This is a genomic window from uncultured Cyclobacterium sp., assembly GCF_963977555.1.
Lineage (GTDB): Bacteria > Bacteroidota > Bacteroidia > Cytophagales > Cyclobacteriaceae > Cyclobacterium.
In genome coordinates this window covers 21,110-38,745 of record NZ_CAXBPD010000024.1, presented here as the reverse complement: position 1 = coordinate 38,745, position 17,636 = coordinate 21,110, and the positions used below count along the sequence as shown (strand labels likewise).

Annotated in this window: 12 protein-coding genes; 9 read left to right on the top strand and 3 right to left on the bottom strand. The window is 39.2% G+C overall.

Translation table 11 applies throughout. The annotated features are described in order from the left end of the window. Window positions 1-48 precede the first annotated feature (48 nt). From AAC073_RS22160 to AAC073_RS22145, 4 genes are all read left to right on the top strand, one after another. On the top strand, window positions 49-1,182 hold the full coding sequence (locus tag AAC073_RS22160) for a sialidase family protein (protein ID WP_339926010.1): 1,134 nt from the start codon (window positions 49-51) through the stop codon (window positions 1,180-1,182). A gap of 125 nt (window positions 1,183-1,307) precedes the next feature. Continuing rightward, window positions 1,308-1,568: a hypothetical protein gene (locus AAC073_RS22155; protein ID WP_339926009.1), complete on the top strand. Its 261-nt coding sequence runs from the start codon at window positions 1,308-1,310 to the stop codon at window positions 1,566-1,568. A 22-nt stretch (window positions 1,569-1,590) separates the two neighbouring features. Then, entirely contained in the window at window positions 1,591-2,601 is a 1,011-nt protein-coding gene (locus AAC073_RS22150) for a hypothetical protein (RefSeq protein WP_339926008.1), read from the top strand. Between the two features lie 41 nt (window positions 2,602-2,642). After that, entirely contained in the window at window positions 2,643-3,830 is a 1,188-nt protein-coding gene (locus tag AAC073_RS22145) for a sialidase family protein (protein WP_339926007.1), read from the top strand. 188 nt (window positions 3,831-4,018) lie between these two features. Here AAC073_RS22145 and AAC073_RS22140 read toward each other — a convergent pair whose 3' ends face one another. Beyond that, on the bottom strand, window positions 4,019-4,894 hold the full coding sequence (locus AAC073_RS22140) for an AraC family transcriptional regulator (RefSeq protein ID WP_339926006.1): 876 nt from the start codon (window positions 4,892-4,894) through the stop codon (window positions 4,019-4,021). A gap of 90 nt (window positions 4,895-4,984) precedes the next feature. Beyond that, complete coding sequence (locus AAC073_RS22135; RefSeq protein ID WP_339926005.1) at window positions 4,985-5,425, bottom strand: c-type cytochrome; 441 nt, start codon at window positions 5,423-5,425, stop codon at window positions 4,985-4,987. Window positions 5,426-5,524: 99 nt separating this feature from the next. Between AAC073_RS22135 and AAC073_RS22130 the strand changes: the two genes are divergently transcribed. Next, window positions 5,525-6,841: an amidohydrolase gene (locus tag AAC073_RS22130; RefSeq protein ID WP_339926004.1), complete on the top strand. Its 1,317-nt coding sequence runs from the start codon at window positions 5,525-5,527 to the stop codon at window positions 6,839-6,841. A 69-nt stretch (window positions 6,842-6,910) separates the two neighbouring features. Here the strand turns inward: AAC073_RS22130 and AAC073_RS22125 are convergent, their stop codons facing one another. Next, window positions 6,911-8,218, bottom strand: a complete 1,308-nt coding sequence (locus AAC073_RS22125; RefSeq protein WP_339926003.1) for a glycoside hydrolase family 2 TIM barrel-domain containing protein — start codon at window positions 8,216-8,218, stop codon at window positions 6,911-6,913. A gap of 162 nt (window positions 8,219-8,380) precedes the next feature. Between AAC073_RS22125 and AAC073_RS22120 the strand changes: the two genes are divergently transcribed. From AAC073_RS22120 to AAC073_RS22105, 4 genes are all read left to right on the top strand, one after another. Continuing rightward, window positions 8,381-12,274 carry a glycosyltransferase gene (locus tag AAC073_RS22120; protein ID WP_339926002.1) on the top strand — a complete coding sequence of 1,298 codons (3,894 nt, stop codon included), beginning with the start codon at window positions 8,381-8,383 and terminating at the stop codon, window positions 12,272-12,274. Between the two features lie 748 nt (window positions 12,275-13,022). After that, window positions 13,023-14,450 carry a hypothetical protein gene (locus AAC073_RS22115; protein ID WP_339926001.1) on the top strand — a complete coding sequence of 476 codons (1,428 nt, stop codon included), beginning with the start codon at window positions 13,023-13,025 and terminating at the stop codon, window positions 14,448-14,450. Between the two features lie 72 nt (window positions 14,451-14,522). Further along, window positions 14,523-16,058: a N,N-dimethylformamidase beta subunit family domain-containing protein gene (locus AAC073_RS22110; protein ID WP_339926000.1), complete on the top strand. Its 1,536-nt coding sequence runs from the start codon at window positions 14,523-14,525 to the stop codon at window positions 16,056-16,058. A gap of 68 nt (window positions 16,059-16,126) precedes the next feature. Further along, window positions 16,127-17,611: a neutral/alkaline non-lysosomal ceramidase N-terminal domain-containing protein gene (locus AAC073_RS22105; protein WP_339925999.1), complete on the top strand. Its 1,485-nt coding sequence runs from the start codon at window positions 16,127-16,129 to the stop codon at window positions 17,609-17,611. The last annotated feature ends 25 nt before the right edge of the window (window positions 17,612-17,636 follow it).

The following is a 17,636-nucleotide window of genomic DNA, read 5'->3' as shown; positions in this document are numbered from 1 at the left end:
TTTAAATGGGATTATTTGGATTACCTCAACAATTAACCGTTAGTTATTATGAAAACCTTATGGGCGAGTTCCTTTATTTTCCTTTTGCCGGTCTTTTGGCTGAGTTTCTTCCCTCAGAAATCCTCAGTTAAAGCGGTCAAAAATCTTAAGGTGGAGATACTTCATCGCTATATTGCCATTGATAATGTGTGCGCATGGCCTAATCTTACAAAGCTTGTGGACGGGAGTATTCATGCAAGTATCTTTAACCAGCCCAGTCATGCAAGGAGAGAAGGCAGTGTGGAGGTCTGGTCTACATTGGACGGAGGGAGATTTTGGAATAAAACAGGTGTAGCTGCACAAAATGAGGCAAGTACCAACCGCATGAATGTAGCCGCTGGTAGAAACCAGATAGGTGATTTGGTAGTAGTGGCTTCTGGGTGGGAATTAAAAGATTCAGGACCTACGGAAGGCAGCAAAGAGCTTGTTGGCGTGCTCCGTGCCTGGGTGTCGTTATCAGCGGACGGTGGGAAAACATGGGAAATTTATAAAAATGGTTTTCCGATTGCAGAAAACGGAATGACTCAATTTATTCCTTTTGGGGATGTTTTAGAAGCGGCTGATGGAAGCCTGAGGGTACTTGCCTATGCGCAATCACTAGATAAAAGCATCAATAAAGTATCCTTTTTTAGGAGTGATGATCAGGGGAAATCCTGGATTTGGCTGTCTCATTTAAGTGAAGGAAAAGGGAGTACATTATTCTCTGGGGGACACAATGAAACAGCATTTTTTCAAACGGGTCCCAAAAACTGGATAGCAGCTGCCAGAAGATGGAAAGCAGGAGCTGCCATGGATTTGTTTAGGAGTGAAGACGATGGAAAAACCTGGGTATTGAAGCGTCAATTGACAGATGAACAGCAGCATCCTGGTCATATAACAGCCTTAGCAAACGGAGACCTATTGCTCACTTATGGAAATAGGAAAGAAAGTCAATTTGGTGTGGCTGCTAAGTTTAGCAAGGATAAAGGTAATACATGGTCTGAGGAATATATACTAGTAGATGACCTTAATAGCAGGGATTGCGGTTATCCATCAAGTGTGCAGTTGGAAGATGGAAGCATTTTGACAGCCTTTTATGCTGACGGGACTGAATCGCATCAAAGGTATCATATGGGTACCATAATTTGGAAAAAACCTGATTAGCCATGAAACCCTTTTCTTGTTTCATCCCAGGTCATTTCATGGTTACTGGCATTACTCAAGGAGCGAAGGGGACTTACGCTAATATAGTCTGTATGCATCCTAAGGCTGTAATAAAGTGGTACCGAATGATGGATGAAGAATCTGAACGAGCTCAGCTCATTGAAAAGCAGCTTTTGGTGTTTTTTGAGAGAGAAATATTGCCGTTGATATTGGAAGAAGGATATTGTGATGTGGCCTTAGATAAATTTTTAGCTGGTATTGGGGATTGGTCAATGACTGGAACTCGATTAAGGTGGCCTTATTCAGGTATTGATCCTGAAAGAATAATAAATAAACGAAGAAAATTAAATAAATATGTTCCTGAATTTTTCAAGGAATTAGATTAAATAAAATAACCTACAAACCATTATGAAAGCTAGCTTTTTACTTTTAATAGTTATTTTCCTTCAGTTGACCCCTGGTTTTTCTAACGAATCCTTACAAGATTCTTTAGAGGTAGAGAAAATCTGGGACAGGGCACCACACAACGCCTTTCCGGATATGATCAGGTTTAAGGGTGAGTTTTACATTGCCCTTAGGGAAGGAAACAATCATATGCCTGACAAGAGCGGGGCCATCAGAATATTAAAGTCAAAAGATGGAGAAGATTGGCAAAGTGTAATATTATTGGAAGAAGATGACCGGGACGTTAGAGAGGCTCGATTGTCTATCACCCCTGAAGGCCGTATAATGGTTTTGACAGCTGTAGGTGTTTATGAAGGTGGGTATAAAATTTTGTATCCCATGGTTTCTTTTTCTGATACCAAAGGAGGGAATTTTTCTCCGCTACAAAAAGCCACCATGGACATGGAACCTTCCCTAGATTGGATATGGAGCCTGACCTGGCACAAAGGTGTAGGATACGGCGTAGTATATCAGAATAAAGTGGGAGGCTGGGAAGCACACTTGCTGAAAACAACAGATGGGATAAATTTCAAACATATTTCACAGCTACCGATAGATGGTAACCCCAATGAATCGACAATTAGGTTTGATAAGGAAGGGGAAATGTATGTTTTGGTTAGAAGGGAAGCAGGTGATAAAATGGGGGTATTGGCTAAAAGTAGGCCCCCATATAAAGACTGGAAAACAGAAAAATTAACCAAGCAGCTGGGAGGCCCTAATTTCTTTTTCCTGGATAATAGTACACTTGTGATGGGAACCAGAGATTACCGTAAAACTGGTGCCAAAACAGTCATTTATGTCACTGATCTCGAGGGGGATATTAATAATACTATTGAACTTCCAAGTGGAGGAGATACGAGTTACCCTGGGATGGTCATTTACAAAAAGAAGCTATGGTTTGTTTATTATTCCAGCCATGAAGAAAAAACCAGCATTTACCTGACAAAAATCCCGATCAAAGACCTTTACAAATAATACCTGAATAAAAAAAAAGAGTAAACAAATTAATAATACCTATGAAAAAACACTTATTTATAATTGCTGTCTTGATTTTAAATAGTTTTGCAGTCTATGCCAGCAACGCTTCAGACAGCACAAGAGCAGCCGAACCGGCCACTAAAGTCAAAGATTTTATCATTTACCAGGACAATAGCTATTATGCTACCTTCCCTTCTGTTGTTAAGAAAAGCAATGGAGAATACCTTGTAGCATTTAGAAGAGCACCTGATAGAATAGTTAACTTTAAAGAAAAGGGAAATAGCCATGTGGACCCAAATAGTTATTTGGTAAGTGTGTCTTCCAAGGATGGGGAAAATTGGACCAAAGAGCCTGAATTGATTTATTCGCATGCATTTGGAGGATCGCAGGATCCTTGCTTATTGCAACTAAAAGATGGAACCCTACTATGTGCCAGTTATGGCTGGGCATTCCTGGAGGATGATGGTTTAGAAAACATTAAAAAGCCTCATTTTGCCAATAGTAAAGGTACTGTATTTCTAGGAGGTTACCTGGTGAAATCACTCGATGGGGGAGATACTTGGAAAGGCCCAATTTACCCGCCATCTATTGCTCCGGAAGTAAACTTTACCCCTATGGGAAATAAGGTGCCTGCCTATAATAGAGGTGCCTTGTATGAGGGAAAAAGTGGAAGGATATTTTGGGTTGTTGCAGCAAGTGATACTGAGAAAAGGGGTAAAACCTCTAATTACCTTTTGGTTTCAGATGACAAAGGGAACACCTGGGAGCATCTAAGTACTGTTGCTGTAGATGATGAGGTGATCTTTAATGAAGCTTCAGCTTATGAAACACCGAAAGGGGACATCATTGCTTTTATACGTACAGCTAAATTTGATGATCAGGCAGTAATCGCAAGGTCCAAAGATGGAGGCAAAACATTTAACCAGTGGGAATCTATGGGATTTCAGGGGCATCCACTTCAGGCATTGAGATTACCTGATGATAGGGTGTTTTTGGTTTATGGATACCGCCACAAGCCTTATGGTATCAGAGCAAGGATTTTAAATCCTGAATGTACCGATTTTGCTACTGCTGAGGAGATTATTATCAGAGAAGATGGAGGAAGCACAGATATTGGCTATCCATGGGCTGTCAATATGGGAGATGATAAAGTATTGGTTACTTATTACTTCAATACAGACAATAAGAACAGACACATAGCAGGAACAATTCTTAAAATAAATTAAAGTAGAATTGGTAGCATTGAACTGACAGATTCAATTTAAATTCATATACGAACAAGTCATTCCTTAAAAAATAAAATCTGTAGTTCCGGCGGCTGAGCGGAGCCGAAGCCATAGGGTGACGTTACTCGTCATACCTACTACTTCGGCTCCGCTCAGGAACCGGTTACAGGTTTGACATTTCAAACCCTTTAAGCAACCTCCTGAATATTGACCGTTTTTCTAAAATCTGACGGGGTCATTTTTTTAAGCTTTTTAAATTGCCGGTTAAAATTGGCCAAATTGTTAAACCCACATGCAAAGGCCACCTCTACAATGTTAATATCCTCATTGGACAACAACTTGCAGGCATGCCCAATTCTGACTGTGTTTAGGTATTCTACAAAGGTGATTCGGTACTGCTCTTTGAAAAAATTGCAAAATGTAGTTACTCCCATATTTGCCATAGAAGCTATTTCCGAAAGTGTTATTTCCTGATCAAAATTGGTCAAAATATGGTTTTTAATTTTTGTAAGTCTATCAGATCCCTCAGGCTCGCAGTCGATATAGCCAGGGCTTGCTAACAATTGATACTCCTTGTTTCGTGAAAGGATGTCAAATATGGCGAGAAGACTTGAGAGACGCTGAATTCCATTCATATCGACCATTTCTGTCATTAATGCAGTTATTTTTTCCTTGGTTTTGCCAGTAAACGCCATTCCCCTACTAGCAAGGCCTAGGACATTTTTGATGTTTTCCATTTCTGGAATCTGTAAAAAATCAGCGCCTAAAAAATCTGCTTGAAACTGAATCACTATGGCCTCTGCTTCATGATCAGCTTCACCATTTGTATAAAGTGGATCGTTTACCCAAACATGTGGAAGATAAGGGCCCATGCAAACCAAATCTCCTGGTTCGAAGTACCCAATATGGTCCCCAACCATTCTTCTGCCAGTACTTTTTAAAACCAGAACCAATTCGTATTCTGGATGATAATGCCAGGGACATGGGAAATAGGCCCCTTTTTCCTTAAAGACTATAAACGATTTGTCAAATTCTTGCGGTAGCCTTACTTCTATGGTTTTCATAGCTATTTTGTTTAACCCTATTAATTTAAGAAAAATAGGGGTAAATGTAAACTGCAGTGTGGCCAAAGGTGAAATAAATGTATTAGGGGATCATGTGGGTGAGTCCAGGGAAAGGATATAATAAACCATGGTTTGTGCATCTTCCATGCTTATGTTCGGATGAGCAGCCATTACAGGATTTCCCCAAGACCCAAATCCTCCGGAAATAATTTTTCTAGCAAGCAAATCCCTATAAGCAGGTTGAATAGGATAGCGCTTGGCAATGTCAGTGAAGGCTGGTCCTTTCGACTTTTTATCTATCCGATGACAATCATAACAACCTGCATAGGCTATAAGTACCTCTCCTTTTGACAAAACAGCTTCAGGTACTTCCTCATCTTTTCCTGGAATCCTTCTAATATAATTTTGTTGGCGTAACTCTCCTTCAGACAGCAGGCCTTCCTCCTTCTCATTGGAACCACAGGAAACCATAAATAGGCTACCTATAAAAAGCCATAAATGCATCCATCTATAAAGGAAAACTTGAACCATCAACAAATTTAATATAAAAAGATAAACTTGTCCTTAAATTTTTTATCAAAAATTCACAAGCCATGGCAATCTACTGCCTGTTTATTTATAAATTTGGATATGAGGAGATTATTTAGGTTTACGTTTAGTTTGGCATGCTTTGCCAGTCTCGGACTTGCAGGTGCTGCACTTGCACAGAGCAAATTAGAAAAACAGGTCAATGAAAGTGCCAAGGAAATAGAGCGCCAAGTTATTGAGTGGAGAAGGGATTTTCATGAGCATCCTGAGTTGGGTAATGAAGAAACCAAAACGGCAGGAAAAGTGGCTGCTCACTTAAGGTCACTTGGGATTGAAGTGACGGAAGGAATTGCAGTAACAGGCGTTGTAGGTGTTTTGAAGGGGGGGGAACCCGGGCCTACAGTAGCTTTAAGAGCAGATATGGACGCATTACCTGTTACAGAGCGTACAGATGTACCTTTTAAATCTCAGGTAATGACCACCTACAATGGACAAGAAAGTGGTGTGATGCATGCCTGTGGGCATGATTCTCATATGGCCATTCTTATGGGAGTTGCAGAAGTGCTCGCTGGAATGCAAAAGGACTTAAAAGGGACAGTTAAATTTATTTTTCAACCTTCAGAGGAGGGCTTAGAAGACAAGTCCATTGATACCTGGGGTGCCAAGCAGATGGTGGAAGAAGGTGTAATGAATGATGTTGATGTGATTTTTGGTCTTCATATCAACTCTCAAACACCTGCGGGAGTTATCAAGTACAAGCCTGGGCCAGCTATGGCAGCAGTTGACGAACTTGAAATTACGGTTAAAGGAAAGCAAGCACATGGCGCATATCCATGGTCTTCCATTGATCCGATAGTCACCGCTTCTCAGATCGTTATGGGATTGCAAACGGTGGTGAGTAGAAATGTCAAGATCATTGAAATTCCTGCAATCGTTACCATAGGAGCTATTCATGGTGGCGTTAGACACAATATTATCCCAGAGCAGGTGGACATGATCGGTACGATTCGTACCTATAGCCAACCCCAGCAAGAATTGATTCACCGTAGAATCAGGGAGATTGGGGAGAATATCGCCAAAAGTGCAGGAGCAGAAGCAGATGTAAGCATAAAAAAAATGTATCCGGTGACCTATAATGATGAAGCCTTGACAGCCAAAATGCAACCTACCTTGGAAAAAGTGGCAGGTAAAGATAACCTGTGGGTGCACGATCCAGTAACAGGTGCAGAGGATTTTAGCTTTTTTCAGCTAGAAAAACCGGGGCTGTTCTTTTTCTTAGGAGCTATGCCTGTTGATGGAGATCCTGAAGAAGCCCCATCTCACCATACGCCAGATTTTTATCTGGATGAAAGTGGATTTGTGTTGGGCGTTCGGGCATTGTCTCAATTAACGATTGATTATATGGAGATGAAGAAGTAAATGAAGGAGGGTATATTTTAAGAAATAAAACCCAATATGAAATAAGAATTTTTAATGGGGAATAGATCATTATTCCCCATTTACTACATAGAAAGGGATATTGTGTGAAGTGAAATTTCCCTTGTCATCGGAAACATAAACAAAAATCCGATAGGGCCCTTCATTTTTTGGTGCCTTAAATGTGATTGATTCTGAATCATCCTTTATCATTAAGTAGTCCATATTGTGTTGGTAATCATCGATTTTATAAAATTTGGATTCTTCAGGCCTTATTTCCCATTTATATTTCAGATTTTCATTTTCTTTTCGTGCTACAAAAGTTTTCGCAGAATAAATAGAATCTGCTCTTAGGTAAGTATTTACTTCGGAAATTTTATTGCCAATAACCATTTGTGTAAGGTTGGGAGCGGGGTTATTAAAAGTTTCTCCTGACCAGGAGCTTTTTAAAAAGTTGACCGAACCTGCTTCTAGTCCTTTTTCAGAAAAATGACTGAACCAAGTTGGCGTTATTTCAAATTTATTACCCCAATAAAATGCGTAACTGCCTAAAAAGGCATTAGAGTCTTGGTTCATTAGTTCCCAATTCTTTTTTAAGTAAGAAAGTTTTTCATTAGCACTCAGCTCCAGTGGTGCTCCCCATTCTGTATCGTTCACCTCCCAATGACCAGGAGGCCCCCATTCGGTTAATAAATAAGCCTTTCCCCAACCCTTTTCTGTGTAATTTTTATCTTTTTTATAAAAGTCCTCAATCAAACCAAAACCATTATAACCCAAAACATCTATATGAGTCATTAAATATTTGATTCGGCCAATGGTTTGTATATTTATTGCTGTCATTACTGGATGATCTGGATCCTCTTCCTTGACCATTTTAGCAATCCTGTTAATAATATAATAAATCAGGTAGCGATTCCCTCCTTTTAAGGTGACTTCATTACCTACTCCCCACATCAAAAGAGCTGGATGTTCTTTAAATTCTTCGATGGAGGGTCTCAGTTCCTCAATTTTTTTATCCACTTCAATCAAATTCCAATAGTTAAAATCTTCCCCCCAATATGGCCTTCCTATTTCCAAACCTAATGTCACCGTTAACCCGTAGGTTTGGGCCTCATCCAGTAATTCTTTCGCATTGTGTAAACTCCATGTCCTTATTGAATTACCGCCATACAATGATACTTTTTCAAGATGTTCTGTGCCACTAGCGCCCTTAATATGATAAGGAAGGCCATTTCTATATAATTGAGCATGACCATTTTTATATTTAATCTCTACTTTTGGTACTTTAACTTTATTTTTTGATTTATCACAAGAATTAAAAAATAAAGAAAGTAAAATGAGGTAAAAGAGGCTTTTACTTATTAAGATTTTTCGTTTCATAATTTTTTCAATAAACAACAATACTTTCATAAGAATTTGTATTTACTTATTTATGAAAGTGGACACAAGCAAAGCTATGCAAAATAATTTACAAATATAAAAAATTGTTTTTTAAATTATTTATAATGTATTTTGTGAAATTACGACCTTGGATTTATAATCATGAAACACAATACATTTATTAAAAAGGCTCTAAATGGTTTTTCCATTTTGACGCTTTTCATATTCTTGGGAGGCTTTTATCTCTATGTAGGTGTCGGTCATCCAGTGTTGTATATTTTTCTTACAATCACGCTTTTATTTAAAATAGTCAAAATATTATTTGAATGGTACCATTTTTTCAGTCTATACCATAAAGAGAAAAAATTAAATAAACCAATTGCTGAAAATGCCTATACGGTAGACATGCTTACCACGGCTTGTCCTGGAGAACCTTTTGGAATGATTTCAGCAACACTAAATGCAATGGTGGCTGTAAAATATCCCCATGAAAATTATTTATGCGATGAAGGGAATGATCCAAAGCTAATTGAATTATGCAAAAAATTGGGAGTAAGACATGTCACAAGACAAACCCATGAAAATGCCAAGGCTGGAAATATAAATAATGCCTTGAAAATTGCAACAGGTGATATTTGCGTTATTATGGATCCCGATCATGAACCTTTTCCCGATTTCTTAGACCACGTGCTTGCTCCTTTCGATGATCCCAATGTAGGATATGTTCAAGTTGTACAAGCCTATAAAAATCAATCTGATTCCTTAATTGCTCAAGCTGCAGCTGAGCAGACTTATCTTTTTTATGGCCCCTACATGGAAGCAATGGGTAAGTATGGTACCGCACAGGCCATTGGTGCCAATTGCACCTTTAGAAGGAAGGCCTTAGACTCAATTGGGGGACATGCCCCAGGATTAACTGAAGACATGCATACTTCAATGCTTCTGCATGCAAAAGGATGGAAATCAGTTTATGTTCCCAAGATACTCTCTTTAGGTTTGGTGCCAAGTAGTCTGGCTGCCTATTACCAGCAACAATTAAAATGGAGCAGGGGAACTTTCGATTTGTTGGTGAATACTGTTCCTAATTTGTTCTCAAAGTTTACCTCTCGTCAAAAGCTTCACTATTTGTTACTCCCCGTTTATTTTCTTTTTGGTCTAATTGGAGTAATTGATATCGGGGTACCCATTTATTCCTTGATGACTGGTGAATATCCTTGGATTTTAAACCCGGTAATTTTCTTCGCTTTCTTCACTCCATTTTTATTGGCCACCTTATCCCAAAGATTTTATGCGCAAAAGTGGCTACATCGTCCAAATGAAAAAGGTATTCATCTATTGGGAGGTGTTTTAAGGGTAGGTACATGGTGGGTTTATACGATAGGATTTGTTTATACCTTGCTTAATATTAAAGTACCTTATATACCTACACCGAAGGAACATTCGTCTAAAGGTGATTTTATTCTTGGATTTCCCAATTTGATTATTTCTGCCCTGTCCATTGGATCTGCAATCTATGGACTTAATTCAGATTGGCAGCCCTATAGCTTTATGATGGCAGGTTTTGCCATTCTCAATGGGATAGTCTTTTTTTTAGCTTTCACAATGGGTCAGTCCATTCTGGTGGAAAACCTAAGGCGCAGTTGGTTTATATTAAAGAACCTTTTTTTTCTCAAAAAAGCTGAACTTACATATGTCAAATTAAGCAGATATGGAGTTCCAGTTGCTGTACTTTTTCCTATAATCCTATCAGTGTTTTTTATAATCAGTGCCTCAAATTTTAAAATCGATAATTTTTTTACTAAAAAGATCGAAACTTCTCTGGATAAAAATAGAGGGGGATTCTATTTTGGTATTTATTTGGACTCATTTTTATCAGAGGATGACACACCATTACTTGCCACTTCACAGAATCAGGCAGGTAAGGACTGGTCAATAATATCGACTTATTTGGCTTGGTCTGATAAGGAGCTTCCCGTAGATCATTGGAAATCAATAGTAAATATGGGGGCGATTCCTATGATCACTTGGGAGCCTTGGTCCAATTTATTTCCACAATACCATCAGATTAATGAATTAAAAAACAACAAAAAAATATTTAAATACATTATTGAAGGATATTTTGACGAATACATTGCTTCTACTGCCTTGGCAATTCGAGATTTGGATTCTCCAGTTTTTCTTCGTTTTGCTCACGAGGTCGATAACCCTATGTATTCATGGTCCAAATCAGGGAATAACACCGCAGAAGAGTTTAAAGAGGCATGGCGATACATTCATTATAAATTTGAAACCCATGGTGTGCAAAATGTTAGTTGGGTATTTACGCCATGGGATCCAGAATCAATCGCTGAATATTTCCCATATGGGCAAGACAGCTCGGTTACCGAATATGTGGATTGGATTGGTTTGACTACCTTAAATTATGGTGCTGCATCTGTTGATGGTAAACCATTGAAATTCCAAGATATATACCTACCCTATCAACAAAAAATAAAAACCTTGTCTCTGGACCTGCCCATAATGCTTGCTGAATTTGGTTCAACAAGCTATTCTGAAGATGGATCAAAGTGGGTAAATGAATCACTTCAGGTAATAAAATCACAATTCCCTGAAATTAATTCGGTAGTTATGTTTTTCAGTGATCAAGATAAAAATTGGATTACAGACTGGAGGCCCTTTGATAACGATAAATTTATAGACTGGAAGTATGATTTATCCACTGTATCTGCTGCTTTGGACTTATTTGACTTAGTAAAATTGCCCAAATCATTTTCAAAAGATTTGGTTCAAGAGCCTAGTAAAAGTAAAAATGTTGTAGGTAAACAAGGTGAATTTTCAATGCTGGTGGATGGAGCCCCTTTTTATATGAAGGGGATTTGTTATAACACTGGGCATGATTGGGAAGAAGGGTTCATTCCCCTGTCAAGAAGTCAGGTTGCCAGGGACTTTATAAAAATTAAAGCAGCAGGAGCAAATACCATTAGAAGATATGAGCCAAGTATTTACGACTGGAATATTTTTAAAGAGGCAGAAGATAAAGAGTTGAAAATTATGTATGGCTTTTGGTTTGATCCTAAAGTAGATTACTTAAATGATAAGAATAGACTTAATGCTTATGAAGACAAAGTCCTGAGAAATGTCAGAAGCAATAAAGATGAGAAAGCCATCATTGCTTGGAACATAGGCAATGAAACATGGGGGCTATTAAAAAAATATTACGGTCAGCCTTATTTAACCTTGGTAAGAAAGAATTATGTAAAGTTCCTGGAAAACCTTGCCCAAAAAATTCATGAAATTGATCCAAGTAGACCGGTTTTTTCTTCCGAAGAACATGATAATATTCGTTTATTAGGTGCATTACATGATTATAAACAATACGCTCCTTCCATAGATGTAATAGGCGTTAACTCTTATTATGAAACTAATATCAGCAGCCTGGATGAAATTTTTTCTAATGCAGATCCAAATAGGCCCTATGCCATAACAGAGTTTGGTCCAAAAGGATATTGGAACAAGGAATTGGGCGATTTCTGGAACGATAGTTTATTGATAGAATTGTCATCAATGACGAAAGCTAAACACTATAAAAAGCAATGGGAATCCTACATAGAACCCCATAAAGGGTCAAATGTAGGAGGTTTTGCCTTTAGCTGGCAGGATAGATTTGAAGGGACGGCCACTTGGTTTGGTATTACAGATTTCAAAGGTCAACCTAAGCCAGCTTATTATTTTCTGGCAAGCGCATGGAATGGAACCGCTATTTCAGATGATACCTTTCCTGATATTAATATTGTAGGTCATTGGCAAGGTGCAAAGCCCAAAGAAAAAGTATGGCTTACAGCTGCTAACTTGAATGATTACAAAGGCACCTTGAATTATAAATGGCAAATTTATGAAGTGGGAACATGGAAAAAATCAAATCCTGTTACAACCGAATTGGAAAATGGAAAATTCGTTGAAATTGAATTTCCTGAGAAAAAATCGAGAATTTATGTTCATGCCTATGATTCTTTGGGTAATGTTATCACTGCCTCCCGACCCTTAATTATTAAGTAGATTAGCTTAATATTATTAATTGTCCAGAATCAGCCCATAAGCCAAGTCCGAGTGTTTATGGGCTGGATAAACGGCTACTTTTTTTGAGGAAATTATCGATAATGTTGTTATAGCAATAATGTTAATGACAGGTGGCTACCAATTTTCTTCCATTTAAAATTCGCCCTCAGCCTTAAGTTTAACCCATTGTTGATTAAAACAAAAACGAGATCAGGGAAAATGGTTGAGTTTTTTTAAAACAGAATTAGGTAATAAAATGCGTAAAGCCTGTCCCCTGTTTATGGGAAGTTTTTTAATCGCAAGGAAAATAGGCTGTTTGGAGGTTTTAGCATAGCAGCGCTGTGGTGAAATTGAAAACAGTAATTTGGTGGCTGATTTTATTTAGAGCAGTGGATAAGCACGTAATAGACTGTCTATTGCGAATTTTGGCTTAGAATACTGACTATCCCCAAATCATCGCATTAAAATAATATTGAACCCAACAAAATAATAAGATTAACTTTTTTCTCAAATTTTGGCTATTATGTGTAATAAAGATGGAAGTGCCAATTCGATTCTTCAGGGTTATTTACTTCAACCATTGTTGGATTAGGCTGTAGCTTTTTTGGTATAAAGCTTTATAAAAAAATCAGGTATTTCATTAAGAAAAACACCAATAACGACCACATTAATTATGACTAAGAGAAGGGTTAGCACATTACATTTAAGACGAGAGCTTTTTGCTGGCCTACCAGTAATTTGTTTTTTTATGATCCTCCTATTTTTAGGTGCGGGGAAACTAATTGCCCAAGGAACAAATACAGATAAGGTGTTTAAAGCAGGAGCAGCCCTGAGTGTGATCACCCCAAAAATTGGCACCTCAATAAATGGTAATTTTCAGGAGGATTTTACGCAAAATATTCATGATGATACCCATGCCAGAGGCTTGGTTTTGGACGATGGAAACACCAAAATTGCCATTGTCACTTTGGACCTTTGCATGGTCTACAGGGAAACTTTAGACAAGGCCAAAAAGAGAGCTGCTGGATATACTGACATCCCTGAAGAAAACATGTTGATTTCAGCGATCCATACCCATTCTGGAGGTACAGCCTGTGCTGTGTTTGGCAGTACTCCTGACCCTGACTATTTGGTCTTTTTGGAAGAGCGCGCAGCTGATGCAATCATCAGGGCCAATAACAACCTCGAGCCGGCGAGAATTGGCTGGGGCGTAGGGCATGAACCGAGTGAAGTATTTAACCGTCGATGGAAAATGAAAGATGGCGTTACTTTTACCAATCCTTTTGGTGGTGAGGATAAAGTAAGAATGAACCCTGGGTTTGAAAACCCTGACCTCGTAGGGCCTGCAGGGCCAATTGATCCAGAAGTTCCTATTGTATCTGTTCAATCAATGAGTGGTGTGCCCATTGCTTTACTCGCTAATTATTCCTTGCATTATGTGGGTGGTACTAAAAGTGGAGAAATATCAGCGGATTACTTTGGAATGTTTGCCAATCGCATTGGGCAAATGATCGGGGCAGAGCAAAATAACCCTGGCTTTGTGGGAATCATGACTAATGGTACAAGTGGGGATATCAATAATATTAATTTTGGCGGAACTGCTCCTAAGAAAATGCAACCTTATGAAAAAATGGAAATGGTTGCCAATACTGTAGCCGCAGAAGCTTTCAAAGTTTATCAAGACATTACCTACCATGATTGGGTACCGTTGGCAAGTGTACAAACCGAAGTTTCACTTGGTGTTAGGAAACCTGATGCAGCTGATTTAAAACGAGCAAAAAAGATTTTAGCAGAGGTTGAAGGAGATAAATTACTTGATAGGGATGAGCTGTATGCAAGAGAAACCGTCTTTCTCAATGATTTCCCAGATAAAAAAGACCTTATCCTTCAAGCCTTTCAAATTGGTGATTTGGCGATTACAGCCGTTCCTTGTGAAATTTTTGTTGAAATAGGTCTGGAAATAAAAGCGAAAAGCCCTTTTGACCAAACATTTACTGTTTCTCTGGCCAATGGGTACAATGGTTATTTACCAACGCCACAGCACCACGAGTGGGGTGGTTATGAAACCTGGAGAGCAAGGTCCAGTTACCTGGAAGTTAACGCTTCAAATGTTGTTACCTCAAATTTATTAAGCCTCTTGGATCAATTAAAATCATCTTCTTTAACCACCAGATAAGGTATCGAGGAAATGACATCGGAAAAAATCGACCCTTTTAATATTGAGGAATATTACCATTAATCACTAACAATGGCTAAGAACAATAAACTCACCCGCAGAGATGCAATCAAGTTAAGTGCTGGAAGCGGAATCGCATTAGCTTTGGGTACCACTAAAGGTTTTTCTGGAACTGGTGTGAAACGGAAAAATTTAATACAAGAGGAAAACCAAAAGCAAGGAACTACTTCTTGGCAGTTGACCAGAGTAAGGCCTGACGAAAAACAATACCGGTCTGCCTTGATCGAGGGCTATTGTTCCAAGCAAAGTTTAAAGGCAGGGGAATCTTTGGATATCATGGTGTCTGTAGATCCTGAAGAGGATTACCAGATCGATTTTTACCGGACAGGTTATTACAATGGAACAGGAGGACGATGGATGAAGAAAACCGGGCCGTTAAAAGGAAAACGGCAGAGAACACCTGCACCCGGTGACATGAATATCCATGAATGTAAATGGGAGGTCTCTAACAGTTTAACCATTCCTGAAGATTGGTTGAGTGGGGTGTACTTGGGTAAATTGCGCACTTTGCCCAAAAGTCCGAGAGAACCTTATTGGGAAAGCTATATAATTTTTATCGTCAAGGATGAACGTGAGACAGACCTACTGTTTCAATGCTCGGACAATACCTGGCAGGCCTACAACAAATGGCCGAATAACTACTCCATTTATACCCATCCAAAAGGAACCCAAGGCCCATGGGCAAAGGTAAGCTTTGATAGACCCTATGCCCGACAGGGACAGTATGAAGCCATAGTAAACGATCCGCTATCTTTCGGTTCTGGAGAGTTTATTTCTTTTGAAATGCCTTTTTCTTTTTTTCTTGAAGAGCACGGATATGATGTAAGTTATTGTTCCAATGTTGATTTATTAACCCCCGATAGGGGATTAAAAGCCAAGGCATTCTTAAGCATTGGACATGATGAATATTGGGACATCCGACAATTTAGGAGTGTGGAGACACTAAAAGCTGAAGGAGTGAATTTGTTGTTTTTCTCTGGGAATTCCATTTGTTGGGTTACTCCCTTTACGGCAAGTGAAGCAGGGCAGCCTAACCGTAGGATATTTAGAGGAGGGCCTTATGGCGCCAACAATGACTATGCATTGTTGAGAGAAAAATTAAATGGACCCTTTCCTGAAAGAGGGCCAGATGAAGGTTTGCTAATGGGAGTGAGGAATACAGAGCCTATCAATGGTGGAGGTGACTGGACGGTTACAAAACCTAACCATTGGATTTTTAATGGAACAGGAATGAAAGAAGGAGATAGCATCCCAGGACTTATTGGTTGGGAGTACCATGCCAATGCCGCTGACATTGAAGGGCTGGAGGTAATTGCTGAAGGATTGGCATGGCAGGGTGGAGACAATCCTTGTCCTTATCAGTCGATTATTTATCCAGGACCAAAAGGGAATTTTATTTTCAATGCGGCTACCATCTTCTGGGGGATGGGACTGAGTAGCCCTCCTGGCCACACTTTGCCTTGGTCTCATTACAGTAGACCGCACGGACCTGATCCCAGAGTACAAAAGATGACCCATAATTTGTTGGAAGAAGCCATTAAGGTTTAACCTTTAACCGATTATTATTAGCTGGTGAATGAGCCTTAATCATTTGGATTAAATTTAGCCCTAAAATCATGAGATTAAATACAGTCATTTCTAGCAAAGGTCTTGCTCAAAGACCCCTATTCCTAGTTCTTGGAGTTGCACTATCAATATTAACAATCGGACGTGCAGTAAAGGCACAGCAATCTAGCCTTGAATCTGGAATGATGGAAATTGAAATCACACCATCTGAAGCGGGGTATCCTCATTATAGAGGGCCGAGTACTGGGGCACACGACCCCTTATTTGCTAAAGCAGTAATTTTTCAGCAGGGAGAAGAAAAAGTGGCATTGGTAGTAGGAGATCTTTTATGGATTGAAAGGGATCTGTCTGTGAAAGCCCGAAGGCGAATAGAAGCAATTACGGGCATACCCTTTCAAAATATCATTATTGCAGGTACACATTCTCATACCTCTCCTGCCTATCATCCAAATATTAGGGAGCTAACCGGAACTTTAAGGCCTCCCTTTGATACGCAACAAGATACAGGAAAAGCCGATGCTTATCCAAAGGAACTGGAGGATGGTATCGTTAATGCGGTGATTAAAGCGTATGAGCAAAGGGAAGAAGTAGTACTGGAAGTGTTTGGAGAAGAAGTAAATGACCTGGCATATAACAGACGGTTTATTATGAAAAATGGAAAGCTGATTACCAACCCCGGTAGACGCAATCCATCCATTAGGGAAGTGGAAGGTCCTACCGATCCAGAATTGGCTGTTGTGATGATACAAAGGAAGAAAGACAAACACCCAATTGGGACGGTTTCCAATTTTTCATTACATGCCGATACCTTTGGTGGAACGGCTTTCAGTGCCGATTACCCAGGGTTTTTAGCCAATAATTTACAAAAGCATTTTCACAAAGATTTTGTATCACTCTTTGCCACTGGAGCTTGTGGCAATATCAATCATGTAGATGTTTCGGGGACCAAAGAGGAAGGGAAAAGTTCTTCTGATATAGGCGAAATCCTTTCTTCTGCAATACTACAAATGCCCAGTAAATTTCAAAAAGTCATTCAGCCAGATCTAAAGGCAATAGCTAAAGTCATTTATGTTCCTATTCAACATTTCACTCCAGAGGAATTAGAATGGGCCATTAAGGAAACTGATGCTCCAGCCCTTTATGAAGAAACTGACTTCCTGGAAAGGAGGAGGCGATTAAAAATCAGGTCTCTTGAGAGAATTAGAAGAACAGAAGCAGTACCTCCAACAATAGGTGATCAACCGTGGAGAATCCCATTAGAGGTGCAGGTGTTTCAAGTAAGCGAAGACCTGGCCATCGTAGGGCTTCCGGGAGAAGTTTTTGTGGATTTAGGACTGGCGATAAAAGAAAATTCCCCCTATAAAAACACCATTGTAGTCGAACTAACGCATAGTCATATAGCATACGTTCCCACAAAAGAGGCATTTACTCGTGGAGGCTACGAAACTGTAAATTCAAGGCTAGCTCCTGGAGGGGGAGAAATGCTGGCAGATACTGCTATAGCATTGCTGCAAGAAATTCACCAGAAACAATAATAATTCAGTATGCTGAAAGTCTATA

Bases quoted from the DNA above. Each gene is read 5' to 3' on its own strand.
- AAC073_RS22160 (WP_339926010.1), top strand. From the start codon at position 49: ATGAAAACCTTATGGGCGAGTTCCTTTATTTTCCTTTTGCCGGTCTTT.
- AAC073_RS22155 (WP_339926009.1), top strand. From the start codon at position 1,308: ATGATGGATGAAGAATCTGAACGAGCTCAGCTCATTGAAAAGCAGCTT.
- AAC073_RS22150 (WP_339926008.1), top strand. From the start codon at position 1,591: ATGAAAGCTAGCTTTTTACTTTTAATAGTTATTTTCCTTCAGTTGACC.
- AAC073_RS22145 (WP_339926007.1), top strand. From the start codon at position 2,643: ATGAAAAAACACTTATTTATAATTGCTGTCTTGATTTTAAATAGTTTT.
- AAC073_RS22140 (WP_339926006.1), bottom strand. From the start codon at position 4,894: ATGAAAACCATAGAAGTAAGGCTACCGCAAGAATTTGACAAATCGTTT.
- AAC073_RS22135 (WP_339926005.1), bottom strand. From the start codon at position 5,425: ATGGTTCAAGTTTTCCTTTATAGATGGATGCATTTATGGCTTTTTATA.
- AAC073_RS22130 (WP_339926004.1), top strand. From the start codon at position 5,525: ATGAGGAGATTATTTAGGTTTACGTTTAGTTTGGCATGCTTTGCCAGT.
- AAC073_RS22125 (WP_339926003.1), bottom strand. From the start codon at position 8,218: ATGAAACGAAAAATCTTAATAAGTAAAAGCCTCTTTTACCTCATTTTA.
- AAC073_RS22120 (WP_339926002.1), top strand. From the start codon at position 8,381: ATGAAACACAATACATTTATTAAAAAGGCTCTAAATGGTTTTTCCATT.
- AAC073_RS22115 (WP_339926001.1), top strand. From the start codon at position 13,023: ATGATCCTCCTATTTTTAGGTGCGGGGAAACTAATTGCCCAAGGAACA.
- AAC073_RS22110 (WP_339926000.1), top strand. From the start codon at position 14,523: ATGGCTAAGAACAATAAACTCACCCGCAGAGATGCAATCAAGTTAAGT.
- AAC073_RS22105 (WP_339925999.1), top strand. From the start codon at position 16,127: ATGAGATTAAATACAGTCATTTCTAGCAAAGGTCTTGCTCAAAGACCC.